26 protein-coding genes and 1 pseudogene are annotated in these 25,832 nt (G+C 38.1%); 10 read left to right on the plus strand and 17 right to left on the minus strand.

Annotated features, from left to right (window positions below; translation table 11 throughout):
• Positions 1–15 precede the first annotated feature (15 nt).
• From AB2Q86_RS02915 to AB2Q86_RS02935, 5 genes are all read right to left on the minus strand, one after another.
• Positions 16–1,002: a PTS glucitol/sorbitol transporter subunit IIB gene (locus AB2Q86_RS02915; protein ID WP_012581865.1), complete on the minus strand. Its 987-nt coding sequence runs from the start codon at positions 1,000–1,002 to the stop codon at positions 16–18.
• 20 nt (positions 1,003–1,022) lie between these two features.
• Positions 1,023–1,544, minus strand: coding sequence for a PTS glucitol/sorbitol transporter subunit IIC (locus AB2Q86_RS02920; RefSeq protein ID WP_003735723.1), 522 nt, complete (start codon positions 1,542–1,544; stop codon positions 1,023–1,025).
• 24 nt (positions 1,545–1,568) lie between these two features.
• Positions 1,569–1,949 carry a transcriptional regulator GutM gene (locus tag AB2Q86_RS02925; protein WP_012581864.1) on the minus strand — a complete coding sequence of 127 codons (381 nt, stop codon included), beginning with the start codon at positions 1,947–1,949 and terminating at the stop codon, positions 1,569–1,571.
• Positions 1,950–2,003: 54 nt separating this feature from the next.
• Positions 2,004–3,254 (minus strand): NAD(P)H-dependent oxidoreductase, encoded by a 1,251-nt coding sequence (locus AB2Q86_RS02930; RefSeq protein ID WP_012581863.1) that lies wholly within the window; start codon positions 3,252–3,254, stop codon positions 2,004–2,006.
• Between the two features lie 258 nt (positions 3,255–3,512).
• Positions 3,513–4,460, minus strand: coding sequence for a sugar-binding transcriptional regulator (locus AB2Q86_RS02935; protein ID WP_012581862.1), 948 nt, complete (start codon positions 4,458–4,460; stop codon positions 3,513–3,515).
• A gap of 371 nt (positions 4,461–4,831) precedes the next feature.
• Here AB2Q86_RS02935 and AB2Q86_RS02940 point away from each other — a divergent pair, with 371 nt between their 5' ends.
• From AB2Q86_RS02940 to AB2Q86_RS02960, 5 genes and pseudogenes are all read left to right on the plus strand, one after another.
• Positions 4,832–5,497, plus strand: a complete 666-nt coding sequence (locus AB2Q86_RS02940) for a Crp/Fnr family transcriptional regulator (RefSeq protein WP_014589011.1) — start codon at positions 4,832–4,834, stop codon at positions 5,495–5,497.
• Between the two features lie 20 nt (positions 5,498–5,517).
• Positions 5,518–7,665, plus strand: coding sequence for a LapB repeat-containing protein (locus tag AB2Q86_RS02945; RefSeq protein ID WP_012581860.1), 2,148 nt, complete (start codon positions 5,518–5,520; stop codon positions 7,663–7,665).
• Positions 7,666–7,684: 19 nt separating this feature from the next.
• Positions 7,685–7,977 (plus strand): annotated as a pseudogene (locus tag AB2Q86_RS02950) (LPXTG cell wall anchor domain-containing protein).
• Between the two features lie 46 nt (positions 7,978–8,023).
• Entirely contained in the window at positions 8,024–8,866 is an 843-nt protein-coding gene (locus AB2Q86_RS02955; RefSeq protein WP_012581858.1) for a WxL domain-containing protein, read from the plus strand.
• A 79-nt stretch (positions 8,867–8,945) separates the two neighbouring features.
• Positions 8,946–9,977 carry a DUF916 and DUF3324 domain-containing protein gene (locus AB2Q86_RS02960; RefSeq protein ID WP_012581857.1) on the plus strand — a complete coding sequence of 344 codons (1,032 nt, stop codon included), beginning with the start codon at positions 8,946–8,948 and terminating at the stop codon, positions 9,975–9,977.
• A 58-nt stretch (positions 9,978–10,035) separates the two neighbouring features.
• On the opposite strand, the gene cbpA is transcribed toward AB2Q86_RS02960, so the two are convergent.
• Positions 10,036–10,671, minus strand: coding sequence for a cyclic di-AMP binding protein CbpA (cbpA, locus tag AB2Q86_RS02965; RefSeq protein WP_003730209.1), 636 nt, complete (start codon positions 10,669–10,671; stop codon positions 10,036–10,038).
• Positions 10,672–10,877: 206 nt separating this feature from the next.
• On the opposite strand from cbpA, the gene AB2Q86_RS02970 reads away from it, so the two are divergent.
• From AB2Q86_RS02970 to AB2Q86_RS02985, 4 genes are all read left to right on the plus strand, one after another.
• Positions 10,878–12,059 (plus strand): iron-containing alcohol dehydrogenase, encoded by a 1,182-nt coding sequence (locus AB2Q86_RS02970; protein WP_012581856.1) that lies wholly within the window; start codon positions 10,878–10,880, stop codon positions 12,057–12,059.
• Positions 12,060–12,142: 83 nt separating this feature from the next.
• On the plus strand, positions 12,143–13,621 hold the full coding sequence (locus AB2Q86_RS02975; protein WP_014589012.1) for a peptide MFS transporter: 1,479 nt from the start codon (positions 12,143–12,145) through the stop codon (positions 13,619–13,621).
• A 128-nt stretch (positions 13,622–13,749) separates the two neighbouring features.
• On the plus strand, positions 13,750–14,457 hold the full coding sequence (locus AB2Q86_RS02980; RefSeq protein WP_003727276.1) for a histidine phosphatase family protein: 708 nt from the start codon (positions 13,750–13,752) through the stop codon (positions 14,455–14,457).
• Complete coding sequence (locus tag AB2Q86_RS02985; protein ID WP_003729299.1) at positions 14,458–15,153, plus strand: histidine phosphatase family protein; 696 nt, start codon at positions 14,458–14,460, stop codon at positions 15,151–15,153.
• Positions 15,154–15,194: 41 nt separating this feature from the next.
• Here AB2Q86_RS02985 and AB2Q86_RS02990 read toward each other — a convergent pair whose 3' ends face one another.
• The gene (locus tag AB2Q86_RS02990) at positions 15,195–16,235 is read right to left on the minus strand and encodes a lactonase family protein (RefSeq protein WP_012581854.1); all 1,041 of its coding nucleotides are present in this window, start codon (positions 16,233–16,235) and stop codon (positions 15,195–15,197) included.
• 399 nt (positions 16,236–16,634) lie between these two features.
• Here AB2Q86_RS02990 and AB2Q86_RS02995 point away from each other — a divergent pair, with 399 nt between their 5' ends.
• Positions 16,635–17,540 (plus strand): magnesium transporter CorA family protein, encoded by a 906-nt coding sequence (locus tag AB2Q86_RS02995; protein ID WP_012581853.1) that lies wholly within the window; start codon positions 16,635–16,637, stop codon positions 17,538–17,540.
• Positions 17,541–17,583: 43 nt separating this feature from the next.
• Here AB2Q86_RS02995 and gdhA read toward each other — a convergent pair whose 3' ends face one another.
• From gdhA to AB2Q86_RS03045, 10 genes are all read right to left on the minus strand, one after another.
• Complete coding sequence (gdhA, locus tag AB2Q86_RS03000; RefSeq protein ID WP_003721354.1) at positions 17,584–18,960, minus strand: NADP-specific glutamate dehydrogenase; 1,377 nt, start codon at positions 18,958–18,960, stop codon at positions 17,584–17,586.
• Positions 18,961–19,439: 479 nt separating this feature from the next.
• On the minus strand, positions 19,440–19,751 hold the full coding sequence (gene hisE / locus AB2Q86_RS03005; RefSeq protein WP_012581852.1) for a phosphoribosyl-ATP diphosphatase: 312 nt from the start codon (positions 19,749–19,751) through the stop codon (positions 19,440–19,442).
• Complete coding sequence (gene hisI / locus AB2Q86_RS03010; protein WP_012581851.1) at positions 19,752–20,069, minus strand: phosphoribosyl-AMP cyclohydrolase; 318 nt, start codon at positions 20,067–20,069, stop codon at positions 19,752–19,754.
• Positions 20,066–20,821: an imidazole glycerol phosphate synthase subunit HisF gene (gene hisF / locus AB2Q86_RS03015; RefSeq protein WP_003729304.1), complete on the minus strand. Its 756-nt coding sequence runs from the start codon at positions 20,819–20,821 to the stop codon at positions 20,066–20,068. Before hisF ends, hisI begins: the two co-directional genes overlap by 4 nt.
• On the minus strand, positions 20,811–21,533 hold the full coding sequence (hisA, locus tag AB2Q86_RS03020) for a 1-(5-phosphoribosyl)-5-[(5-phosphoribosylamino)methylideneamino]imidazole-4-carboxamide isomerase (protein ID WP_012581849.1): 723 nt from the start codon (positions 21,531–21,533) through the stop codon (positions 20,811–20,813). Before hisA ends, hisF begins: the two co-directional genes overlap by 11 nt.
• Positions 21,512–22,138, minus strand: a complete 627-nt coding sequence (gene hisH / locus AB2Q86_RS03025) for an imidazole glycerol phosphate synthase subunit HisH (RefSeq protein ID WP_012581848.1) — start codon at positions 22,136–22,138, stop codon at positions 21,512–21,514. The genes hisA and hisH overlap by 22 nt, the downstream gene beginning before the upstream one ends.
• Positions 22,139–22,723, minus strand: coding sequence for an imidazoleglycerol-phosphate dehydratase HisB (gene hisB, locus AB2Q86_RS03030; RefSeq protein WP_003729307.1), 585 nt, complete (start codon positions 22,721–22,723; stop codon positions 22,139–22,141).
• Positions 22,724–24,007, minus strand: coding sequence for a histidinol dehydrogenase (gene hisD / locus AB2Q86_RS03035; RefSeq protein ID WP_012581847.1), 1,284 nt, complete (start codon positions 24,005–24,007; stop codon positions 22,724–22,726).
• Positions 24,004–24,645 (minus strand): ATP phosphoribosyltransferase, encoded by a 642-nt coding sequence (hisG, locus tag AB2Q86_RS03040; protein WP_003729309.1) that lies wholly within the window; start codon positions 24,643–24,645, stop codon positions 24,004–24,006. The genes hisD and hisG overlap by 4 nt, the downstream gene beginning before the upstream one ends.
• Positions 24,645–25,823 (minus strand): ATP phosphoribosyltransferase regulatory subunit, encoded by a 1,179-nt coding sequence (locus AB2Q86_RS03045; protein WP_003729310.1) that lies wholly within the window; start codon positions 25,821–25,823, stop codon positions 24,645–24,647. The genes hisG and AB2Q86_RS03045 overlap by 1 nt, the downstream gene beginning before the upstream one ends.
• Between the last annotated feature and the right edge of the window lie 9 nt (positions 25,824–25,832).

Genomic DNA, 25,832 nt, shown 5'->3' on the forward strand with positions numbered 1-25,832 from the left:
AATTCCTCCTAAAAATTAATACATACCAATACTGAATACCCAGGCGATAACAACGGCAAGGACACCAGTAATCATCCGGCTATAAAGAATAGCTGGAACACCGAACTGAACCGTTTTTGGCTTAGCTTCTGCAAGAGAAAGCCCTACTGGAATAAAGTCGCAACCAGCTTGAGCATTAATCGCAAATAACGCTGGTAGGGCGTAAGTAACTGGAATCGCACCAATCGCAATTTGGGATCCGATTAAAACACCAATTACTTGAGCGATAACCGCACCAGGTCCAAGAATCGGTGAAAGAAAAGGCAAACTACAAATAAACGCAATTAGTAACATCCCCCAAAGTGACCCAGCAAGTGGAGAGAGTGTATTCGCAATTAATTTCCCAATCCCAGTGTAATTAATAATACCGATAATCATACTAATAAAAGCCATAAAAGGAATAATGTTTTTAATGAGCATATCCACAGAATCACGCCCTGCTTGATAGAAAACGCCCATTGCCTTCCCGATACCGCGTGAAAATTTTACGAGAAAGCCTTCTTTTAATTCGCTTGCTTCTTTTTGGTCTTCTTTAATTTTGGCATAGTCTTCTTTGAATTTCTCTCTGTCAAATGGTCTACCAGAGTCAGCACTTTGATCTCGAACTTCAATATCTTCAGGTTTGACCCCAGAAACAAAAATATCTTCTGTAATATGTTTTGCGAGTGGCCCTGATGGAGACGAAGGGAGAACATCAACTGTTGGAATACGTTTCATCGGATAAACCCCAATTCGAGCAGTTCCGCCGCAATCTATAACAACACACATCATTTCTTCTTCAGGAATGGAATTTTTGAAACCATCAACGGCTTCGGCGCCGGATAATTCAGCAATTTTTAGTGCTACGGGATGGATACCGCCACCAGTAATAGAAACAACTTTAGTTCTCGGTTCGCTCGGAGTAATATCGAGTCCAACTCCCCAACCACCTTGACCTTTATTCACATGAATTGATTGATACATTTTATTTGCCTCCTTCTATTTCAGACTTTTTCTTTTCGCATTAAGAATTTCGTAATTGTTTCTGTAATAACACCACGCATTAAAATAACCACGAGACCTGCCAGGAAGTAGCGAACAGCAAGGCTAGACATGCTATACCCAGCTTCGACCACACCATTAGCAATCCCTAAATAAACAAATAGTTCACCAGCATTTGCATACGGAAATAGTCCGGTAACAGGGTGCAAAAACGATACGACAGAGTCATAAAAAGCTGGTTTCTGATGTTCTTTAACAAATCGACCGAATGTGTAAGCCATAGGATTCGTTAACATCAGGACGGATAAAACGGGCATTAATGTATAACGCAAAATCATGTTTTTTGCAGAAAATTGGATTGCTCTGTTGACACGTTCTTCCCCGATAAAAGCAATAATCGAGTAAGTAAAAGTTAAAAGGACAATTAAAAGAGGGACAATTCCCGTCATAAAACTTACAAACTGTTTTCCACCAGCCTCAAATAAGCCGATAAAGTTTGTTCCAAACCATTCAATATAATTCACTAGGAAACACTCCTTTTTAATTATTTAAAGCGCTTTCATACAACTGTTAACTGTTTTAATAATTGCTTTTTCTTGGATTGTATTCTTATTTTTACTACGAAGTTCCGTCAATATTTCGGATAAATCTTTATGATGATAGTTGGTGAAAGTCTTGAACTTTGCAAAAACAGTCTTTCCGGTTAAAATTTGGCATTCATGTACAATCTGGTTTTCATTCACTATCAGAATGGCTACAGCACTTGTGCGAAATTTGAGTCGTTCCATTTCGGAATAAAGATAATAACCAGTTTTCCCAGCATATTTATCCGCAACTTTGTTCATATGATGCTGATAATACCTAACTTGGAAAAACGCAAGACCTGTCTGAGCGATGAAAATGAGGGAAGCAATAAGGACAATATTCATTTACTTTTCCTCCTTAGAGGGTGGGAAGAGGCTTGTCTTCCCACCAAGTTGAAATTATTTGCTGAATGTTTCATCTTGTAGTTTTCTAAGTTTCCAAACAGTAGTGGATTCATCTAATGAAACGTCTTCGTCTGTAATAAATGTTCCAGCTTTGATATTTCTGCGGGCTACTACCTCACCGCTAATCAAGCCGATTGGAATATGACCATTCGTTGCCATATCAACGTGAGTTTCCAGTACACCGCGTACACAGAAACCACCAATGCCATCTAATTTTTCGCCGGTTGAAATATCTTTCTTAGCAACGGCAACTGTTTCGGAAACTGGTGCTCCCATTGGCACGATAGCGTGATCGTGGTTCAACACAGCTTTTGCAATGGTTAGAGGTGTTTCAAGGCTTGCTAGGTGATAAGGACGATAAAGAATGTGGTGATCGCGGTCGCCTTTTTTCATGAGGTAGCTAAGTTCGTGACTAACGCCTTCATTTTGTCCTTTGACGATAACGAATACCCCAGGAGCTAAGCCATCTACATACTCTACAACGCCAAATTTGTTTAAAATTCCACCTTGGTCTTTTAGGTCGAGGTCTTTGATGACAGAATCAACATCACCAGAAATACCATGCATTCCAACAACGTCTGGAACATAGCCAATAGCATTAGAAAGTAAGTTCATTTCTGCCATTGTTTTTGTTCCATCTTGGAAAGCAGCTAGCATGTGAGACGCCATGTTTTTCCCGTCGGCTTCCGCTTGGCAACTATCAGGGTTAGCGCTGATTTTAAGTTTATTATTTTTTCCTTTACCAGCGACAAGGACTTCCATACCCATTGATTTGGAAAATTCGTAAAGTTCAGTTATTGCAGCAGGTTCGTCGCCATCGGAGCCAGTATATACGAGGCCTGCGCTGTCATATAATTTTTTCATTAACGGTCCGATAGTAATATCAATTTCTACATTAAGTAAAACGAGTTGTTTTTTAGCAAGTAAAGTTTCTAGGGAAATTTTTGCGCCGACTTCTGGAACACCAGTAGCATCGACAATCACTTCTACAAGATCAGAATGAATAATTTCTTTAAAGTCATTAGATAATAGAATTTTTTCTTTTTTGGTTGCTGTGGCATTGTAAGCATCTGCTGCTTTTTGTGCTGCTTCTACATGAATATCGCTAATACCAACGACACTCATACCTGGAATTGCGGCGATTTGCGAAATCATGCCGAATCCCATTTGACCAGCGCCGATAACACCAACGCGAATCGGATTATTTTCGTTCTCACGAGCAAGTAACTGTCTATATAAAGTCATTTCAAGTTCCTCCTAGTAATCGTTTTCATTTATTAAAATAAAACTCCGGATAAAGCTATTTTATCCTAACAAATGAATTTTGTAACATTTGTCACCATTGGTGACAAATGTCGTATTTCACAAATTAAATATAACACTTTAACATTTTTTCGTCAATGGAATATTATATGTTTTTATTTTTTAGAGAAATAAAAAAAGCTCATTCCATTGTGGGAGAGAGCTTTTGGAGATTATAAATTTTATAATTAAGAATAATGACTAATCATTTTTTTGCAGAATGTATTCAGCCATTCTATCAGTAATCACAATCACATCTATCAATCCAGCGTCAAGAGCAGCAACTAACGCTTCTTTTTTTTGTAGTCCGTTTGCGAGCGCGACGACAGTTGGGATATTTTTTAGTTCCTCTAAACTAAGACCGATGACATGGGTATTAATTTCTGTGTTTGCTTCTTTACCATCTGCTGTGAAGAAGCGTGAATTAATATCACCTACAACATCTCTATAGCGTAGTTCTTCAATATCTTCTGGATTAATATAGCCGATTTCTTCCATTGTGCTGTGATTATAAGGACTTGAAACGCCGACAATAGCCATATCAACGGTTTTTCCTTCTTCTAATACTTCGCTAATATACTTATTTTTGGATAAATCGGTTTTCATCTCTGTATCTTCAACGAGCGCAGGAGCATACAAATACTTGGAATGACATTTCATTTTTTTCTTTAAATCATAACAAATTTGATTGGAGTGCAAATCAATATCACTCGAGCCCATTCCTCCGATAAGTGGAATAATTGTTAAATCTTTGTGCGGGATAAAAGGGAATTCATTAGCAAATTTGCGGATGGTTTTTCCCCATGAAATACCTAGAGTGTTTACTTTGGCAATTCTTTTACTTAGTGTATAAGCCGCTTCTTTGGCAAGGAAATTCAGTGCTTCTTCGTCGGACATATCGTGCGTTGCGACGACAATAGCTTCCTCTAAACCGAACTTTTCTTCTAATTTTTGTTCTAAATCTACCGTATAGTATGTTTCGTCTTTAATGAAGATTTCAACAATACCTAAGTCTTTCGCGCGTTGCAAGGTTTTAGAAATAATCGATCTTGATATCCCGATTTTTTTGGCAATTTGTGCTTGGGTCCAGCCATAGTGATAGTACCACGTAGCGATTTTTACCATATCTCTTTTTTCTTCCCATTTCATTCTATTTACCTCCATTTTACATAATAATGGAACAAAAGTTATACGTTGTCACAAATGTTTTATGCTAATAGTATCATAGATTCGACCTTCTGAAAAGGATGCAGATAAATGTGGCGCTTTTATAAAGGAAAATTACTTTTTAGTCTAATTTAAAGTGATTTTTACTAATTTGTGTCAAAATAAAAAACAATTTTTTTCGTGATTTACGAGTAATTTTGCAAGCATTCTTAAAAATAAATTAGCAAAGAGTATGTAATTCCTTCTCCATGGAGAAAATATCCTAATTCAAGCATGGTAGTATTAGTTTAGTCCTTGGCAAACCTAGCAATATACTACTTAATCGTTCATCTTAGAATAGGAGTGGATTTTTAGTGGAACAACTATTTACTTACAAAGAATTTGTTAGCATGATGAAAAATTACGGTATTAAACACAAAAAACGCAAATTAAAATGCGGTGAAAATATTATGACTAATTCTACGGAACCCAATAGTGTCATTTTATTAATACATGGTTACATAAGTAGTTACACTTGCGAGTCACCTGGAAAACTTTTGTCTGTTTTTGAGCCAGGTGTTTTCTTAAGTTATTCCATATTAGAAGAATTGCCACCACTTGTAACAAATATTGCGCTTTCAGATGATTGCGTAGTGTATGAGTATAAAAAAGAAGACATTGAATATGCTTTATCGTTATTTCCAGAAAACTTTGGCTTTCAATATTTCTTTTTAAAAAAGATTGGATGTCATTTATATTATAGAGCTTTACTCAATGGCAAAAATCACCATGAAAAATTATATTATGCAATAAAGTATTTAGGAATACTTATTGGTAAAAAAGATGAAAATGGAAATATTTTATTGCCACCAGAAGTTACAATCAAAATTTTAATTGAGTACAGTACATTATCAAAAGCAGCTTTTTACAGACAACGTATTCGCCTATTAGAACAAGAAATTTTGAAGCAGCATAAAAAAACTTTTATAGTTCAAAAAAAGGTAGCGAAACACTATGAAAAACAGCTAACTAGCATTTAAAAAGGAGATTTTAAAATACAATGAAAATAAATTGGAAGATAGTTCTAGTTTTTGTTTTGATTTTTGCGCTTATTGTACCGGTCTATTCGAAAGCTATAGAGGCGGAAAAAAGTGTAGTGCCTGAACAACCAGTGGAGCCTGTAATAGAGGAAGCCATAAAGGAAACTCCAGAAAATAAAGAAACGGTATCAGAAACTCCAACAAAAGAAACGATACCAGAGACTCCAACAAAAGAAACAGTATCAGAACCCCAAAAAACAGAAGAGAGTACAACGAAACAACCGCTGAAGGAGCCGGAGCCTAGCAAACTGAAAGCTAACTCTTTAACCATACCCGCGAATAGTAGGATAGTAGATTTGTTTCCGGATCCGGTAATGGCAGAATCCTTAGTTCGAAACTTAAATATTCAAATCAAGTATAAAAATGATTGGGTTGTGACTGACGTTATTACCCAAGCAGATTTAGATAATTTATCTTTTTTTACTGATTTATCTTCAGTCATTATAAAAAATATAGAAGGTATACAGTATATGACTAATCTAAAGACTATAAACATTCGGTCAGATGATAATTTGCAAGGGATATCAGCTTTATTAAAAGCACCAAATGGATATCCAAAATTAGAAGAGCTAACTCTTACAAGAGCAGGAATTACGGATGTCTCACCGATTTTAAAAATGAATGCACCAAAGTTAGTCTTTCTAAATCTATCCAAGAATAAAATTAGTGATTTATCTCCATTTGCAAGTCTGCCAAACAAATTTCCTAATATAGACGAAATCATACTTGATAATAACGATATTTCAAATATCGAGCCAATGGTTAAGTATACTAGTGCTAGTCTGAGATATATTCATTTTACTAGTAATTATATTTCTGATTTATCGAGTTTTAAAGATCATTCTCTGCCAAATTTAGTAGAAATTAATTGTGCCAATCAAAGAATATACTTAGAACCAATCGAAATCTCTGCAAAATACGATTTTACCGTAAAACCGGAAGAGATTATAGGTGTATCAAAATCAATTCCTATGACTACGTTTTATCCAACTGCGAAAATGGATGATGCAACCTCGATGATTACTTGGAAGCAAGAGATAATAGAAATCAAGCCAACCATTGGTTTAAAAGAAGGGGGGATTACAGAGGGAGTTAATTATGGATGGGATGATGTTAGTTCAATTAAGGATAATAATGGACGGGTAGTTTATTCAGGAAGATTTTTCCAACCGCTAGTATATATAGTGGCTCCAAAGATTATCTCCTATGAAAAACAACTTATTTATGATATAGACACGCCACTCACAGAGGAACAATTGCTAAAAGATGCAAAAGTCGTCGTAGATCAACCATCAAAAATCACAACTAATTTTAATGACGCAATACCGAGTTCAAAAGAGCCTACCAAGTATGTAGTTACTATCGAAGCTTCTAACATTGATGGAGGCGAGTCTGTCAATGTAGAGGTTATATTTCAACCGAAGCCACCTATCATAACTGCAGAGGAAGAATATACCTATTTAGTTGGTGAAACTGTGGATGCTAATCAATTTAGATTAGATGTGAATGCCACTTTGACTGGTGTAGGTTCATTAGTGGATGATTTTGAGGAAGTGGTAGACTTTACGAAAGTTGGCGATTATGTTGTAACGCTGTCCTCTCCCGGAAATCCACCAGCTTCTCAAACAGCAATCCCTGTAACCGTAGTTGTACATGTTAGAGAGAGTATGGAGCTACATATTCCTAGTGAATTTAGGATGGGTGTAGATAAAGATTTAGAATCAGTGCCCATTTTAAATAGAAAACAAACGTTGAAATGCTACGGAGCAGATGGAGAGGTAGATTTAAAGGTTATAGATAGAAGGAAATTAAAGCAAGGCTGGACGATAACAGGGGCAATGACAACATTCACAAATAGTAGCGGAGATATCATTCAAAGTTCGCTCAAGTATCAAAGTAAATCTCCAGGGAGCAACCCCGTTTACTTAAGCAATGAAAATCAGCCTATTGAACAAAAACAAGCAACTCCTACAGAAACAGGCTTTGTTTCTACTATTTTTGACTTAGAAGAGAGTTTAACAATAGAAATTCAGCCTAATGATGCTTTGGTGGGAGATGCTTATGAATCTAAGGTTACGTGGACTCTAGAAGATGCGCCTAGGCCTTAACTAAAAGGAGCAATTCGATTTGAAAAAAATAGGATTCATTATATTTTGTTGTTTATTCTTATGTGCAACACCATTTTATGTAGAAGCAAAAAAGGCAGATACAGCGACTAGTAAAGCAGGCGTTGTAATGAAAGAAAAGCCTAGTAAAGTCAAAACTGGAACAGATGATAGGACAGGAACCTATCCTACAAAGTTTTCGAAAAAGCTTCCAAAAACGGGAGAGGCGGGCGATTTGCCACTTATTTTTGCCGGTATAAGTCTAGTTTTATTTGCAAGTAAAAAAATTTTAAGGAGGTGAGGGAAACGATTTAAAAGCTCGGCACGACAAAAAAAGGATAACAGAAAGAGGAGAATAATAATGACAAGTAGAACAGTAAAATTAACAACAGCAAGTTTATTAGCACTAGGATTGATTGTAGCACCAGTACTTTCTGGAGATTTTGCTTCAGCAGCAACTTCCGTAACACAAGATTCAAAAGGGATAGTAAAATTTGATAAAAGCACAACACCAGATCCAGTTCCAGTAGATCCAGATCCAATTGGTCCTGATCCAGTTGTTCCAGATCCAACTAATCCGCCAACAGGTAGTGACGGTCTTTGGATTTTAGCAGTATCTAATTGGGATTTTGGAACACTTGATTCATCACAATTATCTAAAGGTGCAATCAATGTCCACAGTAAAGATTCAAAGATTACTACTTATGTAGACACTAACGGAAATGGTACACAAGACTTACCAGGAGAAGTTTCTGTAATTAAAGATGTAACTCCTTTTGCACAAGTTAGTGATTTACGTGGTTCAAATAACGGTTGGACGCTCTCTGTAACTGGTAGTGAGTTTAAAGATTCTTCTACACCTGCAAAAAAAATTGCTGGTGCTGAGCTAACTATTCCAAAATCTATTGTTAGTTCAAAAGATTCTACTGCCCAAGCACCAACTGGATATGATAATGTAACAATTTCCATGACTGGTGGAGCAGCAGTTCCTGTAATGGCAGCTAAAGATATGCAAACAGCTACACCAACAAATTATAATGATGACCAAGGTATGGGAACTTGGAATGATAGCTTTGGTTCAGCAGAAGTATCTGCAACAGAAACTTCTAAACCGAAATTATCTATTCCTAAAAACGTGGCTGTAGCGGATGGCACTTATCAAAGTACATTAACTTGGACTTTAAGTGATACACCAACAGTCTAACATTTTTCAAAAAGAGAAAACTGCATTTTCCGATGTTGTTTTCTCTTTTTAAATTGAGGAATTAGGAGGAAAGAGAGACTTGAAAAAAATATTCGCTATCATCTTTGCCTGTACAATTGCTATTATTTGTTTGCCAAATCAACATGCAGAAGCAGCAGAAAGTAATAGTTTTTCCGTAAAAGCAATTCTTCCAGATAATCAGGTATCAAAAGCTACATATTTTGATTTGCAAATGGAACCCAAGCAGAAGCAAAAATTAAATGTCGAAATTACCAATCAAAGTAAAGAAAAAATGACAATCAATTGTGTTGCCAATACAGCTATTACCAATGAGATGGGGTACGTTGATTACTCGATACCAAAAACAAAACCGGACGAAACGCTCAAATATCCCTTTGCAGATATTACAGAATTAAGTGACTCCGAGATTACACTTGAACCAAATGAAACTAAAACTTGGTCGGTAACTATCCAAATGCCAGAAGAAAACTATGATGGAATTATTTTAGGCGGATTACATTTTAAAGAAAAGAAAGCAGAGGAAAAGGAAAAAGAATCCAGCGAAAACGATGTTCAAATCAAAAATGAATATGCTTACGTCATTGGCGTGAAATTAACTGAAAAAGCGACTGTCGTAAAGCCAGAACTAGAATTAAATCAAATTAAACCAGCAACCCGGAATTACCGAAATGTAGTCGAAATGAATTTGCAAAATACAAAAGCGACCTTAGTTGGTGGACTGGCCGTGGATGCCAAAATATATAAGAAAGGCAGCGAAAAAGTTTTACATGAATCAAAGCGCACAGATTTATCAATGGCGCCAAATTCCAATTTTAATTACAGCGTGGACTGGGAAAATCAAGAGTTAAAACCAGGTAAATATAAATTACATTTAGTTGCTAAAAATAAAGACGATAAATGGGAGTGGACGAGAGAATTTACTATTTCATCAGATGAAGCAAAAAAAGCTAATGAAAAAGCATTAGGACTAGAGAAAGATTATACGTGGATGTATATTGCGGGCGGATTACTGCTCTTCATTCTGCTTATTATCGCAACTTACTCTATCGGGAAACGAGCAGCAAAGAAAAAACAACAAGACGAAGAATAAGCGCAACAAAAAAACAGCTTGAAAAATGAGAAGTTACCTCGTTTTCAAGCTGTTTTTATTATTTTTCGATTTTTTCAGTTTCTACGACACGAAGCCCTTTGCGTTCTAAGTGAGAAACAATTTCGTTTTTCTTCTCTTCCGTTACGCCAACTGGTAAGGAAACAAGTACGCGGCGAATGAAATCTTCCGTTTGATTGTCTAATGTAATCAAACTTGCGATGCTCGAATAACGATCGATAATTTTAGTGATTTTAGTTAAAGCGCCTTGAACTTCACCTGTTGCAATCGTAAGTACGTAGCTAGTTGTTTTCACATTCCAACCATCTTGAAGCAAACCAAGTAATTTCCCGTGCGTTAAAATACCATAAAAGTTACCTTGTTCATTTAAAACAGCAATATATGGAAGCTCTTTAATAGTAAAGAATACTTCAAAGAAAGATGCATTAACACAAATGTGCTTCGTTGCATTTTTAATTAAACTCATTACTGGATCGCTAAGGCTTCCACCATTAGCCGCATGTTTGTAAATATGCATTTTATAGATGTTACCTAAGAATTTTTCGCCTTTTTCGTCTAATACAGGAACACAGCGATAACCAGATTCTTCTAGTAAATGGATAGCCTCTTGTAAAGTTGCATCTCCTGGGACGGTTGTTAAATTTATTTTAGGGATACAAAGGTTTTTTATCAACATGTTCTTCACTCCATTCTTCTTCCTCTTCATTTTATCGTAAAGTAGCGCTTTTGTATAGAAAATCACTATTAATGCATATAGAAGTTAGATAATGTGTAATTTTTTCATATATATAGGGCGAATTATGGATAAAGGTTTAATTTTTCTTAAAAAAGTGTATTATTAAATATGCTATGTAAAAATGTAAACAGAAAGAAGGACTTGAAATGCAAAAAGAAATCTTGAATTTTGATTATTATAATCCTACTCATATTATTTTTGGTAAAAATCGTCTAGAAGAACTAAATGAAGTTATCCCTCAAGACAAAAAAGTATTGATTTTATACGGTGGCGGTAGTGTTAAAAAATTTGGGACACTTGATAAAGTAAAAGCAGCTCTTAAAACTAGAGAAGTTGGTGAGTTTGGCGGCATCGAAGCGAATCCTACATATGAAACATTAATAAAAGCTATTCAATTAGTAAAAGAAGAAAACTACGACTTTCTACTCGCTGTTGGTGGTGGTTCTGTTATTGATGGTACGAAATTTGTAGCCGCTGGAGCTTTATTTGACGATGATCCGATCCATATTTTTGGTAGTGGGATTGGTGAAAAACGTCCGATTACAGAAGCTCTTCCTTTTGGAACGGTATTAACTTTACCTGCAACTGGTTCTGAAATGAATAGCGGAGGCGTCATTACTTTTGTGGAGAAGAAAGCGAAACTTGGCTTTGGTAGCGCTTATACTTACCCAGTTTTTTCTTTACTTGACCCAGAACTTACATACACGCTTCCAAAACGGCAGCTAGCAAATGGCATTATGGATGCATATGTGCATGTAATGGAACAATACATGACTTATCCAGTTGGGGCTTTACTACAAGATCGTTATGCCGAAAGTCTACTACAAACTTTAATCGAAATTGGTCCAGATGTTATCAAAGAAGATAATCACGATTACAATACACGCGCGACTTTTATGTGGTCAGCTACAAATGCTCTTAATGGAACGTTGTCAAGAGGTGTTCCACAAGACTGGGCAAGCCATAGTTTAGGTCACGAAATCACAGCACTATACGGAATTGACCATGCACGTACATTAGCGATAGTTCTTCCATCTCTTTTAAATGTTCGTCGTAACGAGAAAAAAGATAAATTAGTGCAATACGCAGAACGAGTATGGGGGATTTTGAATGGTAGTGATGAAGAAAAAATAGATGCAGCCATTCTTCAAACACGTGAGTTCTTTGAAAGCTTAGGGGCAGGGACTAGATTTAGTGATTATGGGCTTGGCGAAGAAGTGGTAGATTTACTTGTTGATCAATTAGAACGCCATGGTTTAACTAATATTTCAGAACGAGGCGACCAAACACTAGAAGTATCTCGTCAAATTTATACAAATGCTTTATAATCGATAACAAAAATTTTGCGCAAATCATTAGAGAAGAAATTTGCTAACTTGAATAAAAAACAAAAGAAAGAAGGCGAAATTTCTTGAGTACCAAAAAGGAAAAAACGTTTTTCGGGCACCCGCGCGGCCTGGCAACATTATTTAATACCGAATTCTGGGAGCGATTCTCCTATTACGGAATGCGCGCATTATTACTTTATTATATGTATACTGCAGTAGCAGACGGCGGACTTGGATTTAGCCAGTCTACTGCAACAGCAATTATGTCTATTTATGGTTCACTCGTATTTATGTCAGGGGTCATTGGTGGATGGTTTGCTGACCGTGTCCTCGGAGCGCGGCAAACAATTTTCTACGGCGGCGTACTGATTATGGTGGGGCACATTGTCCTTGCAATACCTAGTGGAGGAGCAGCGGCATTATTTGGTTCCATGGCGTTTATTATTCTTGGAACCGGACTGCTTAAACCGAATGTTTCTAACGTTGTTGGGGATTTATATCCAGCGGGCGATAATCGTCGTGATGCTGGTTTTAGTATTTTCTACATGGGTATCAACTTAGGTGCATTTATTGCGCCACCAATTGTTTCAGCTGTTTCTGATAACGCTGGAAGTTACCACGCTGGTTTTGGTGTGGCAGCTGTTGGTATGGCAATTGCACTTGTTGTGTATGTTCTTACAGGAAAACGTTACTTAAAAGACGCTGGTAAAAAAGCGCCAAATCCGCTTCAAAGATCAGAAGCAAAAAGTCTTACATTCAAAATAATTGGCATTGTTTTAGGGATAGGATTATTAATTGCTGTTTTAAGCTTAATTACAGGTAGCTTAACAATTGATACAATTATTCTTGCTGTAACGGTGATGGGCGTTGGTGTTCCACTCGCTTACTTTATTATGATGATGACTAGCAAGAAAACCGAGCCGGACGAAAAATCACGTTTAACTGCCTACATACCGTTATTCTTAATCGCAGTATTATTTTGGATGATTGAAGAACAAGGCTCGTCCACATTGGCACTTTTCGCGGCAGAAAGAACGGATTTATCTATTTGGGGTCTAAACTTAAATCCAGCCAATTTCCAGTCGCTAAATCCAGTGTTTGTAATAACTCTTTCACCAATCTTTGCCTGGATTTGGACAAAGCTTGGCGACAGACAACCATCTACACCACGTAAATTTGCGCTTGGACTATTCTTCGCTGGTTTATCTTTCGTTGTCATGATGCTCCCGGGTATCTTGCACGGAAACACAACAACGCTTGTAAGTCCGCTTTGGTTAGTACTAAGTTTCTTCATCTGTATTTTCGGTGAAATGTTTATCTCGCCAGTCGGATTATCTGCGACGACCAAACTAGCGCCAAAAGCTTTTGCTTCACAAACGATGAGCTTATGGTTTTTATCAGATGCAATGGGACAATCATTTAACGCACAATTAACGCAATTATTTAACCCCGACACAGAAATTGCTTATTTCGGGATTACTGGTTTTGTAGCAATTGCTTTTGCGGTAGCATTATTTATTTTCGCGCCATTCTTGAAAAAATATATGAAGGGCGTTCATTAAAGGAATTAAGCGCACTTTCTCCTTATTTGGAGGAAGTGTTTTTTTGTGCTAGTAATTAATTAGTTTGCCATTAACTCTTAAGATTGCTACTATTAAAGGGAGAAGTGATAATTTAAAGGAGTGTATACATGGAATCATCAAGCAGGGTAGTTATTTATTTAACGCGACATGGAAAGACGATTTTAAACACACTTGATCGGGTACAAGGCTGGGCTGACTCGCCGTTAACCGAAGAAGGAGCACTTGTTGCGCATGATTTAGGTCGTGGCTTAAAAGGGACTAATTTTGTAGCCGCTTACGCAAGTGACCGAGGACGTGCCATCGAAACCGCAAGAATTGTCATGAAAGAAAGCGACAACCACCATCTAAAACTGGAAAAATTAGCTGAAATGCGTGAATTTGGTTTCGGCAAATTTGAAGGGGAATATAATCAAGCTGTTTTAAAAATGGTAGCAAAGGCGCATGGTTTTGAATCTATTGAAAGCTATTATGATAAAACTTCTGAAAATAATTCCAATATTGTCATTGATACGGTGCACAAAATGGACGAGACTGGCATGACGGAAAACTCGGCTATTTTTGAAGAAAGACTAACTGCGGGACTCGATACTATTCTTGCTGATGCTAATAAGCGTGGCGGTGGAGATGTGTTAGTAGTAGCGCACGGCATGGTTATTCATCGCATTATTGAAATGATTGATCCTAGTAAAAATTTAAGAATTATCGAAAATGCCAGTGTGACAAAAGTTATTTTTGAAGATGGAGCATATTCGATTGAAGAACCTGGGAATATGTTTTATGTAGAAGCTGGAAAAAAGGCGCAAGGGGGAGTTTAAGTGACAACAGGAAAACTGAATGTGTACTTAGTTAGACACGGCAAAACGATGTTCAATACATCCCGTCGTGTGCAAGGCTGGTCAGATACACCATTAACAAATGAAGGAATCGAAGTAGCAGAGTTTTTAGGTCGTGGTCTTCGGGAAACGCCATTTGACGCTATTTATACGAGTGATCGTGGTCGAACAATTGAGACGGCGGGCATCATTTTACGTGAAAGCAAGCAGGCGCATTTGGAAATCAATGAACTACGTGATTTCCGTGAGTTTGGTTTTGGTAAATTTGAAGGTGAGTATGAAGATATTATGTTTGGAAAAGTGATGGAGCATCTTGGTTTCCAGTCGATGGAAGAAGCTTTTGAAAAATTTGGCGATGACGGTTATCAAATTGTCTCAGAAACAGTAGAGAAAATTGATGAAACTGGTATGTCCGAAAATTGGGATGTAATGGTAGCTAGATTAAAAAATGCTTTAGACACTGTTAGAAGAGAAAATCAGACGGAAAATGCCAACGTGTTAGTTGTTTCTCACGGAATGGCTATCAATACGATTATTTCTTTCTTTGATAAGTCATTAATTAATCCAGACTTAGCTAATGCAAGTGTTACAAGACTTGGATTTGAAAATGGCGAATGGACCATTGAGACAGTGAATGATTTAAGTTACATTGAAGCAGGAAAATTAGTTTTAGTATAAAAAATCCAGAATGGCCTCTACGCCATTCTGGATTTTTTAAGTTATTTTACGAATTTAATACAAACTGGTTCAGGAACTTTTACATCTTTTTGAAGTAATGTAAGTGCGCCTGTTTCTTTGTTAACACCAAAAACAGTAACGTTATTGCTGTTTTCGTTTGTTGCAACTAAGATTTCACCAGTGTAGTTCAGGTCGAAGTCACGTGGACCTACGCCTTCTACAGGTGTTGTTGCTGCAAGTGTTAGTGTGCCGTTTTCAGCAACTGCATAACTAACGATGGCATCTTGGCCGCGATTAGAGATATAGAGGAAACGACCATCTGGAGAAATATGGATAGCGCTACCTTTATTTTCTTTGTCAAAACCTTCTGGAAGAGAAGCAATTGTTTGAATCACGTTTAATGCGCCAGTAGCTTCATCATATTCAGCAAAAATAACTTCGGAAGTTAATTCTGTCATGATGTACACATATTTAGCATTTGGATGGAAGACTAGGTTACGAGGACCGCTTCCAGGTTTTACGTCTAGCTCAGTTACTTTTTCAAGTTTGCCAGCAGTAGCGGAATAAGTCGTTACTTTGTCTGTTCCAAGGTCACATGTGATAACGTATTTTTGGTCTGGTGTGAATCCTGCAAAGTGCGCGTGTGGTTTTTCTTGGCGTTCGTGAACACTTTTACCAGTATGTTGAATGGTAGAAACAGAAGACTTTAATGCACCGTTTTCTGTTGGATAGCTTACGATTGTGCCTAAGTGATAGTTTGCAGATACAACGATAGAACCGTCATGAGAGGCATCTACGTAACATGGTGGGTTACCTGTTTGAACATCTTGATTAATGAAAGCAAGCGAACCGTCTTCTTCCACAGAAAAAGCTGCAACCCCACCTTTATCGCCATCTTTTGCTACAGAATAAACGAATTTTTCGTCATCTGAAATTTTAAGATATGTTGGATTGTCCATTTTCCCAGCTAATTTATTTTCTTTGATTTCGCCGGTAGTTTTGTCGATTACTAAGCGATAGATACCTTGGCTCTCGGCTTTGGTATATGTACCGATATAAGCAGTTGCTTGATTTTTTGACATGCCAATTCCTCCTATATATAAGATATTTCCTAGTTAATTATAGCATAGTAAAGAAAAGATAGAAAAATATCACGATTATTGCATTAATGTTACAAATTGTTGTTAAAATAGCCTTTTTGCTTTTTATGAAATATTTTTGTAATAAAAGTATTGACTTAGACATAAAAGTAATGTAAGATATACTTATCCCATAGAGATTGTCATTTGAAATAAGCTGATTGAAAATAAATTACTTCCCCCATAGAAATATTCTTAATTGCTTATTTCAAATAAACACTCCTTTAAGATAGTTGTAGCACAGAATTTCCCAGATTCTGTGCTATAATTATGTAGAAATAGAGATGCTCTGAAAAATGAGACTCTCTTTTTTTATGACCTCATGGAAAGTAGGATGAAAAAATGTCCATTCAAACAATTTTTGGAAACGGCCAATATAATTGGATTAATATTGATACAGATAGTACAGATAACCTAGCAGATTTTTACGAAAAATATCATATTGATGATGAAGTAATCGCCTATTCGATTGATAGAAATGAACGTGCGCATTTTGAATACGATCAAAAGTCCAATACTTTTGTCATTGTGTTTAATGTGCCTGATCAAAGGAAAATGGATAACCATTATGAGACAATACCAATGGTTTTTATAATAAAAGATAAGCAATTGATAACAATTACAAATAATGACAATCAATATATTACACGAAAAATGAAGCGTTATTTAAAAGAATCGGATGACGTAACTATTTTTCAATTTTTATTTAGTAGTTTGTATTTTATTATGGATGCTTTTTTTCCTTATGTGGAAGAAATGGATACGGATAGAAGGACGATTAATGACAAATTGAAAATTAAAACGACGAAGAAAAATTTATTGTCATTATCTGATTTGGAAACTGGAATTGTTTATTTTGTTTCGGCATCTAAGCAAAATGCGGCGCTTCTGGAGCAAATGAAAGCCCATCTGATTTATCGTGAGCTTAATGAAGTGGAAAAGGAACAATTTGAAGATGCTTTAATTGAAGCGAGGCAACTGGTGGAAATGACGGGGCTGAGCTCTCAAATCTTACAGCAATTGTCAGGTACGTATAATAATATTTTGAACAATAATTTGAATGATACGATGAAAATTTTAACGGCGCTATCCATTTTATTGACAGTTCCTACTATTATTACGGGATTCTTTGGAATGAACATGCCACTTCCTTTAGAACATAATACGTTTGGTTGGATTGTGACGATTTTTATTAGTGTGATTCTATGGTTTGGACTTTCCTTTATTTTACGAAAATTAATGAGATAACAAAAAAAGCCCTTCTTTCGGATAGAAAGAAGGGCTTTTTGAATTAAATAATACCTTGAGAAATCATTGTGTCTGCTACTTTGAGGAATCCGGCGATATTTGCTCCAATAACTAGGTTACCAGGTGCGCCGTACTCGCTTGCGGCATTGCTTGAATTTTTATAAATATCTTTCATGATGTTTTGTAAATGTTCGTCGACTGTTTGGAAAGTCCAGCTCATACGTGTGCTGTTTTGTGCCATTTCAAGTGCTGATACGGCAACACCACCAGCATTGGCAGCTTTTGCAGGACCGAATAGAACTTTATTTTCGTGGTAAATATCCACTGCATCAAGAGTAGAAGGCATGTTAGCACCTTCTGCAACAGCGATAACACCATTTTTTACAAGGGCACGAGCTTGGTCGGCGTTGATTTCATTTTGAGTTGCACATGGTAGTGCGATATCACATGGAACGGACCATACGTCGCCGCCTGCGTAATATTCTGCAGATGGATGAATGGTTGTGTATTCGCTAATACGTTTACGTTCTACTTCTTTTAATTGTTTTACTGTTTCAACTTTGATACCTTCTTTGTCATAAACAAAACCAGCAGAATCACTACATGCAACTACTTTAGCGCCCAATTCGTGTGCTTTTTCGATTGCATAAATCGCAACGTTACCTGAACCAGAAACGACGATTTTTTTGCCGCGAATGGTTTCACCAGCTGCTTCTAACATTTCAACGGTGAAATAAACAAGACCGTAACCTGTTGCTTCTGTACGAGCTAAACTTCCGCCGTAAGAAAGGCCTTTACCTGTAATTGTACCGGCATCATAAGCGCCGCGAAGACGTTTGTATTGACCGAATAAGTAGCCAATTTCACGACCGCCAACTCCGATATCACCAGCAGGAACATCTGTATCCGGGCCGATATGTTTTTGTAGTTCAGTCATAAAACTTTGGCAGAAACGCATTACTTCTGAGTCTGATTTTCCTTTTGGATCAAAGTCAGAGCCACCTTTACCGCCACCGATTGGTAAGCCAGTTAGGGAGTTCTTGAAGATTTGTTCAAAACCGAGGAATTTGACGATGCTTCCTGTAACAGAAGGGTGGAAACGAAGACCACCTTTATATGGACCAATTGCGCTATTGAATTGGACCCGGTAACCGCGATTTACGTGTACTGTGCCAGAATCATCCACCCATGGAACTCGGAAACTGATAAGGCGTTCGGGTTCTGTTAACTGTTCTAAAATACCATTTGCTTCGTATTTAGGTTCTTTTGCAAGGGCTGGGATAACAGAGTTTAAGAATTCTTCAACTGCTTGGTGGAATTCCGTTTCGCCAGGATTCCGTTGTTTAATTGTTTCAAACACTCGAGCTGCGTATTCTTCGGCTGCCTTCGTGTCGTTTTGGATAGTGGATGTTTGTGCCATACTAAAATCGCTCCTTGTTTAAATATTTTGACTATAAGGAAAAGTAGAAAACCTGATGCAAATACATGCAATGTTATAAAGAAGAAAAACATCGGCTTGTTTGCGTTAAGTAGGTCAACTTTTCTTACCTATGTTGTTAGTTTACACATTGTTGAGAATATTTTCAAGCATAAAAACCAATTTTTCTGAAATTTTTTAAAATGTAGTTAATGAGAACGTTTGCTTAGGTTTTAATTGGTGGTAATAAAAAAATAACCGCACCAGGGGGATGCGGTTAAGGGAGTATTAGGGAGTAATAATGTTAAAGCGAGCCAAGGGATAAGACTAATTCGGATACTGAATTATTGCTCTAACATTACCTGCTTTCTTTTGGGAAAAATAAAAGCTCTCCACGTAAATAAGTATATAAAACATGGATGAAATAATCCTGCGCTTTTTCTTACAATAATAATCCCTAAGGTTACGAAAATGTCATGTTTTTATAAATCGTTAATTTCTTTACGATCGCGAGTAGTGCTTAATTTTCCTTCACGATTTTTAAGCTCCGTTTGGATGGCTGCTAATGGAATGTTTTTTTCTGCTAAGAGAACAAGTAAATGGTATGTTAAATCGGATACTTCGGCGATTAATTCTTGCTTATCATTTTTAGCGGCGATAACGACTTCGGTTGCTTCCTCGCCAACTTTTTTGAGGATTTTATCCAGTCCTTTATCAAACAGGTAATTCGTGTAGGAGCCTTCTTTTGGTTGTTCTTTACGTAGTTTAATTTCTTCATATAAGTCATTTAACATTTAAAAGTCCTCCTTTATAAGGTTGAAAAAGCAGCTTTTTTTGCCGGTGTGGCAGGCTGGGCCGATTTGGGTTACGCGGATAAGTAATGTGTCGTTATCGCAATCAGTCCAGATTTGTTTCACTTTTTGAGTATGTCCGCTTGTTGCGCCTTTGTTCCAAAGTTCATTTCTGGAGCGCGAAAAAAACCAAGTATAGCCGGTTTCAAGCGTTTTGTGGTAGCTTTCTTCATTCATATAAGCGAGCATTAAAACGTCGCCATTTTGATCGTCTAGGATAATAGTTGGGACAAGACCTTTAGAAAAATCTACAGAAATCATGGGCGGATATTCACTCCTTTTTCGAGTAAAGTTGTTTTGACGTTTTGGATGCTTAGTTCGCCGTAGTGAAAAATACTTGCGGCGAGTGCGGCGGTTGCGTTTGTTTTTTCAAAAACCTCGGCCATATGTGCGGCATTACCGCAGCCACCTGAAGCGATGACTGGAACGGAAACGGCTTCTGATATTGCTTTTGTGAGCGGGATATCGTAGCCGTTTTTGGTGCCATCACCGTCCATACTAGTTAGTAGAATTTCACCAGCACCGAGTTGGACTGCTTTTTTTGCCCATGTAATGGCATCGAGACCCGTATCATTTCTGCCGCCACGAGTGAAGACACTCCAATTTGTCCCGTTCCATTTAGCATCGATTGCGACAACAATACACTGATTGCCGAATTTGTCGGCGCCTTCTTGGATGAGGTCGGGACGTTTGATAGCAGCGGAATTAAGTGAAATCTTGTCGGCGCCGGCTTGGAGAAGTTCTTTCATGTCAGAAACGCTACTTATTCCTCCACCGACTGTGAGTGGGATAAAAACTTGTTCGGCAGTGCGTTCCACAACATCTATCATTGTTTGACGTAACTCAACTGTTGCGGTGATATCAAGGAAGACGAGTTCATCCGCGCCAGCTTCATTATAGGCTTTGGCAATTTCGACGGGATCACCTACATCGGTTAATGATACAAAATTAACGCCTTTGACGACTCGACCTGCTGTGACGTCTAGGCAAGGGATGATTCGTTTAGTAAGCAATTTGTTCCACCTCTACAATATCTGACATGGAAATTTGACGATTATAAAGTGCTTTTCCAGCGATTGCCCCGTATAAGCCGAGTTTGGCCAGCGCTTCTAAATCTGCGCGACTGCTCACTCCACCAGATGCAATTAAATTAACTTTAACGTGTTCTTTAAGATTAGCCATTTGTTCTAAATTAGGTCCAGTTAGCGTGCCATCACGGCTAATATCAGTGTAAATGATTGTCTCAACACCCACTTTTTCCATTCGTTTAGCTAAATCTAAATAGTTAACCTGGCTGACGTCGAGCCAACCTCTTGTTGCGACCAAGCCGTTTTTGGCATCGATGCCTGCTGCGATTTTAGCTCCATATTTTTGAACTGCCGCACGTAGGAAATCTGGATCTGTTAGAGCGGCAGAACCGATAATCACGCGGTCGATGCCGGACTCGAGGTAATAATCCACTTGCGCCATGCTACGAATTCCTCCACCAACTTGGACGGGTATTTTGGCTGTTGTTTTCATTTTTTGGATGACTTCTAGGTTAATGGGGCGTCCTTCTAATGCGCCGTCAAGGTCAACGATATGCAGGTAAGTCGCGCCATCTGTTGCAAATCCTTTTGCTTGGGCAATCGGGTCTTCATTGACAACTGTTTTTTTAGAAAAGTCGCCTTGGAAAAGACGGACACATTGTCCATTTTTTAAATCTATTGCTGGGAAGATTTGCATGAATAAGTGACCTCCTTAAATCCTTTTAAAATTTCAAGACCGATTTGGCCGCTTTTTTCAGGATGGAACTGGGCGCCGTAAATATTGCCGTTATTTATCATGCCAGGAACTTCAATAGAATAGCCACTTGTTGCGATAATGTATTCTTCTGGGCAATTGGCGTAATAGGAGTGAACGTAATAAACGTATTCTCCATCAAGTTGTTTTGTAAGCGGGGTGGCACGTTTGATTTGTAGTTGATTCCAGCCCATATGTGGAACGGCAAATTCGGGCTCTTCTGGTAATTTTTCGACATGACCGGGAATGAGACCGAGTCCACTCGTGAAGCTATGTTCGTTACTGGATTCGAGTAAAAGTTGCATACCAAGACATACGCCAAGAATTGGTTTACCAGTGGCAGCGATTTCTTTTAAAGTTTTATCAAGCCCGCGCCGAGTGAGTTCTTTCATAGCTTCAGGATAAGCGCCAACTCCTGGTAAAATAACGCCGTCAGCCTGTGAGATTTCTGTTGCATCACTAGAAATTTTGTTTTGTAGTCCGATGAAATCAAGTGCTTTGCTGATGCTCTTCGTGTTTCCTGTATCATAGTCAATAATTACAATCATTTACAGGACCCCTTTAGTTGAATTTACGCCTTTAATTTCTGGGTTAATCGTGATTGCTTCACGAAGCGCACGGCCGAATGCTTTGAAAAGTGCTTCGATTTTATGGTGTGTGTTTTTGCCATAAAGGACGCGAAGGTGGAGGTTCATTTCGGTATTAAAGGCGACTGCTTGGAAAAATTCTTCCACTAATTCTGTGTCAAAATCGCCCAGTTTAGGGTTTGTGAGTTCAGCGTCAAATACAAGATAAGAACGTCCACTTAAGTCTAGAGCACAAAAACCAAGTGATTCGTCCATTGGGACATAAGAAGAGCCGTAACGATTAATGCTCGCTTTATCAGCAAGTGCTTCTTTTAAACAAAGTCCAAGTGTGATGCCGATGTCTTCTACGGTGTGATGCGCATCGACATATGTATCGCCGTCTGCTTTTACGTTTAAAGTTACTCGGCTATGCTTGGCGAAAAGGGTGAGCATGTGATCCAAAAATCCGACTCCAGTAGAAATAGTTGATTCTGTTTGGGAATCTAGGTTAATGGAAAGTTCAATAGAAGTTTCTGCAGTAACACGGGTTTTAGTCGCTGTTCTCATTTAGTTTTCCTCCTCAAAACGAATTTGAATGGCTTTGGCATGGGCGTCTAGACCTTCTTTTTTGGCAAGTAAAACAATAGCATCTTTTTCTTTTGCGAGTGCTTCTTTTGTATAAGAAATAAAGGCAGAACGTTTCGTGAAATCTTCCACGCCGAGAGGAGAGAAAAATTTCGCGGTGCCACTTGTAGGTAAGACGTGATTTGGTCCGGCAAAATAGTCGCCAAGAGGTTCCGATGCATAACTTCCTAAGAAAATTGAGCCGGCGTTTTTAATTTGATGGAGATAGTTCATTGGATTTTCAAGTTGTACTTCTAGGTGTTCAGGGGCGATTTCGTTCATGATATCGAACATTTCTTGTGTGGTTGCTGTGATAATGATTTTTCCTTGTGTTTCGATAGATTTCTGAGCAATCGCTTTTCGTGGTAGATTTTCCAGCTGTTTTTTAATTTCGCTCTGAGTTTGATCGGCGATTTTTTTACTAGTTGTGATTAAGATAGCACGGGCTAAAATATCATGCTCTGCTTGGGAGAGTAAGTCGGCGGCGATAAAAGCTGGATTGGCGTTTTCATCTGCGAGCACGACGATTTCGGATGGACCGGCTATCATATCGATATCGACTAGGCCGAACACTTCACGTTTGGCAGTGGCAACATAGATATTTCCAGGACCGACGATTTTAGCTACTTTAGGGATAGATTCAGTTCCGTAAGCAAGAGCTGCGATTCCATGCGCGCCGCCAACTTGGTAAATTTCGTCCACACCAGCAAGTTGAGCCGCGACTAAAACGTGAGGATTAATACCATTTTCGCCAGGAGGGGTAATCATTACGATTCGTTTTACTCCGGCAATTTTGGCGGGTAACACATTCATTAATACGGATGATGGATAGGCTGCTGTACCACCGGGAACGTATACGCCGACAGTTTCTAATGGACGAATCAATTGTCCTCGAATGACGCCATCTTTTTCGTTATCAAGGAAAGCGTGTTGTTTTTGCTTGCTGTGGAAACTTTCAATATTCGCTTTAGCTTGTTGGAGTGCCTCTAGGAAGGCGGGGTCGACTTTTGCGCTTGCAGCTTGGATGTCAGCGGCTGGAACGCGGAGTTCGGTGAGCCCTACGCCGTCAAACTTGGATGTGAAATCAAATAGGGCTTGGTCGCCAGCTGTTTTTACTTTTTCGATAATCGTTTTTACTTCGGTTTCCACTTGGATGGAAGTGTTCGTATTAGTTTCTGTTTTGAGTTTGTTTAATAGCTCTTTTGCAGTTCCAGTTAAAATTTTCATTCGATGCGTTCCTCCTTTATCGCTTGTTCTAATTGGTCGATTAATTGGAAAATTTGCGTTTTGTTCTGTTTTAAGGAAGCTTTATTGACAATCAGACGGGCGGAGATTGGATACATTTTTTCATAAATAAGTAAGCCATTTTCTTTTAAAGTGGAGCCAGTTTCGACGATATCGATGATGGCATCAGCAAGACCAAGCACTGGAGCAATCTCGACGGATCCTTCGATTTTGATAATTTCTACATCTTCGCCTTTTTCACGGAAAAATTTGGAAGCAACAGTTGGATACTTGGTTGCGATGATTTTTCGTCGATAACTGCTCGGGTCAAAGTCAGGTGTAGAAGCAAGGCAGAACTGGCATTTGCCGATTTCAAGGTCGAGCATTTCATAATGGGATTTAGATGCCTCCATTAAAACGTCTTTACCAACGATGCCAATATCCGCAACCCCGTGCTTTACGTAAGTCATGACATCGACCGCTTTTACTAAAATAAAAGAGATTGGTTGAGTGCTACTATGAAAAATTAGTTTACGCTTTTTATCTGTCATAGAAGAACAGTCAATCCCAGCTTTTTCCAAAAGTGCCACTGCGTCTTTCTCCAGTCGACCTTTCGTTAGAGCAATTTTTAGAGCTTTCATCAGTCCACCTCCCTTTGGAAAATAGTTTGGATGCCTTGGCTCGAGACGTGAACGACTTCGGGAATATGCCATTTTTTTGCAAAAGAGATGGCGTTTGATGCTGTTTCAAAAAAACTTAATTCGCTATTTGGTGTTTCTTGCATGAATTTTTCTGCTTGTTGGAGTGCTTCAAGGTCGTAGTGGATTAAAAGTGTTGTTGGTGTTTGTTTTTTGATGATGCCAGCGCGGTTTTGTAGAGTTGTGAGGGAGTCGAGATTAAGAGCCAAACCAACTGCTGGGGAGGAAGAGCTGGTGAATTGTTCTAGTAAGTGATCGTAACGGCCGCCGCTTAAAAAATTATCAGCAGCAAGGTCAGCATATCCTCTAAAAATTATACCTGTATAATAATGAAAATCTTGTACGAGTCCTAAATCGACACTAATATCTGCTGTGTAAGAAACAGCTTCCACAATGGTTTCCATTTCGTGCAGTGCCGTTAAAATTCCTTTGTCGGTCGTTAAATTTTTTGCTTGGCTTAAAATAGCTGTCGCTGGGCCGAATAATCTTGGTATGGCTAGAATAAAATCGTCAAGTGTACTTGGATTATTGGCAACAAATCGTTTAATACCAGTTAAGCTTTTATTTTGAATTAGTTGGCGAAAATCAATTTCAGCTGTTTCGGAGAGATTTAAAAGTTGGATAACACGCCGATAAATTGCCGCATGTCCGAGTTCAATTTGAAAATTCGGAATTTCTAGAGCATTTAAAACCCCGATTCCACTTAAAATACATTCAATCTCCGCTTTAATCGAAGGATAGCCAATGATTTCGATTCCAGCTTGCGTTTGTTCGTTTTGTTCGCCGCCAAAATCTTCATTGGCACGGAAAATTTTTCCGCTATAAGAAAGTTTTAGAGGGAGCGTCACACCAGTTGTACTCACAACTCGACCAATTGGAAGGGTCATGTCCGGACGTAGAACTGTCAAACGACCTTTTTCGTCAAAGAAACGGTATAACTTCGCATCGGCTTGATGTTCAGAAGAAAAGACATCTTCAAACTCGATAACAGGTGTTTCAATACGTTTAAATCCACGTTTTTCAAAATAATGATTCACTTGTTGCTCAATTTTGTATGCAGCTTGTGCTTCACGAAAGAGTTTATCACGTGTTCCAGTTGGTAAGTTCTTATTTAAGTTCATCTGGTTAGC

Source organism: Listeria monocytogenes (genome assembly GCF_041765605.1).
Taxonomy (GTDB): domain Bacteria; phylum Bacillota; class Bacilli; order Lactobacillales; family Listeriaceae; genus Listeria; species Listeria monocytogenes_D.

What these genes read in the sequence shown, in the direction of transcription:
- AB2Q86_RS02915 (WP_012581865.1), bottom strand. Translation starts at nt 1,002, where the DNA reads ATGTATCAATCAATTCATGTGAATAAAGGTCAAGGTGGTTGGGGAGTT.
- AB2Q86_RS02925 (WP_012581864.1), bottom strand. Translation starts at nt 1,949, where the DNA reads ATGAATATTGTCCTTATTGCTTCCCTCATTTTCATCGCTCAGACAGGT.
- AB2Q86_RS02930 (WP_012581863.1), bottom strand. Translation starts at nt 3,254, where the DNA reads ATGACTTTATATAGACAGTTACTTGCTCGTGAGAACGAAAATAATCCG.
- AB2Q86_RS02935 (WP_012581862.1), bottom strand. Translation starts at nt 4,460, where the DNA reads ATGAAATGGGAAGAAAAAAGAGATATGGTAAAAATCGCTACGTGGTAC.
- AB2Q86_RS02945 (WP_012581860.1), top strand. Translation starts at nt 5,518, where the DNA reads ATGAAAATAAATTGGAAGATAGTTCTAGTTTTTGTTTTGATTTTTGCG.
- AB2Q86_RS02955 (WP_012581858.1), top strand. Translation starts at nt 8,024, where the DNA reads ATGACAAGTAGAACAGTAAAATTAACAACAGCAAGTTTATTAGCACTA.
- cbpA (WP_003730209.1), bottom strand. Translation starts at nt 10,671, where the DNA reads ATGTTGATAAAAAACCTTTGTATCCCTAAAATAAATTTAACAACCGTC.
- AB2Q86_RS02970 (WP_012581856.1), top strand. Translation starts at nt 10,878, where the DNA reads ATGCAAAAAGAAATCTTGAATTTTGATTATTATAATCCTACTCATATT.
- AB2Q86_RS02980 (WP_003727276.1), top strand. Translation starts at nt 13,750, where the DNA reads ATGGAATCATCAAGCAGGGTAGTTATTTATTTAACGCGACATGGAAAG.
- AB2Q86_RS02990 (WP_012581854.1), bottom strand. Translation starts at nt 16,235, where the DNA reads ATGTCAAAAAATCAAGCAACTGCTTATATCGGTACATATACCAAAGCC.
- AB2Q86_RS02995 (WP_012581853.1), top strand. Translation starts at nt 16,635, where the DNA reads ATGTCCATTCAAACAATTTTTGGAAACGGCCAATATAATTGGATTAAT.
- gdhA (WP_003721354.1), bottom strand. Translation starts at nt 18,960, where the DNA reads ATGGCACAAACATCCACTATCCAAAACGACACGAAGGCAGCCGAAGAA.
- hisE (WP_012581852.1), bottom strand. Translation starts at nt 19,751, where the DNA reads ATGTTAAATGACTTATATGAAGAAATTAAACTACGTAAAGAACAACCA.
- hisI (WP_012581851.1), bottom strand. Translation starts at nt 20,069, where the DNA reads ATGATTTCTGTAGATTTTTCTAAAGGTCTTGTCCCAACTATTATCCTA.
- hisA (WP_012581849.1), bottom strand. Translation starts at nt 21,533, where the DNA reads ATGCAAATCTTCCCAGCAATAGATTTAAAAAATGGACAATGTGTCCGT.
- hisH (WP_012581848.1), bottom strand. Translation starts at nt 22,138, where the DNA reads ATGATTGTAATTATTGACTATGATACAGGAAACACGAAGAGCATCAGC.
- hisB (WP_003729307.1), bottom strand. Translation starts at nt 22,723, where the DNA reads ATGAGAACAGCGACTAAAACCCGTGTTACTGCAGAAACTTCTATTGAA.
- hisD (WP_012581847.1), bottom strand. Translation starts at nt 24,007, where the DNA reads ATGAAAATTTTAACTGGAACTGCAAAAGAGCTATTAAACAAACTCAAA.
- hisG (WP_003729309.1), bottom strand. Translation starts at nt 24,645, where the DNA reads ATGAAAGCTCTAAAAATTGCTCTAACGAAAGGTCGACTGGAGAAAGAC.
- AB2Q86_RS03045 (WP_003729310.1), bottom strand. Translation starts at nt 25,823, where the DNA reads ATGAACTTAAATAAGAACTTACCAACTGGAACACGTGATAAACTCTTT.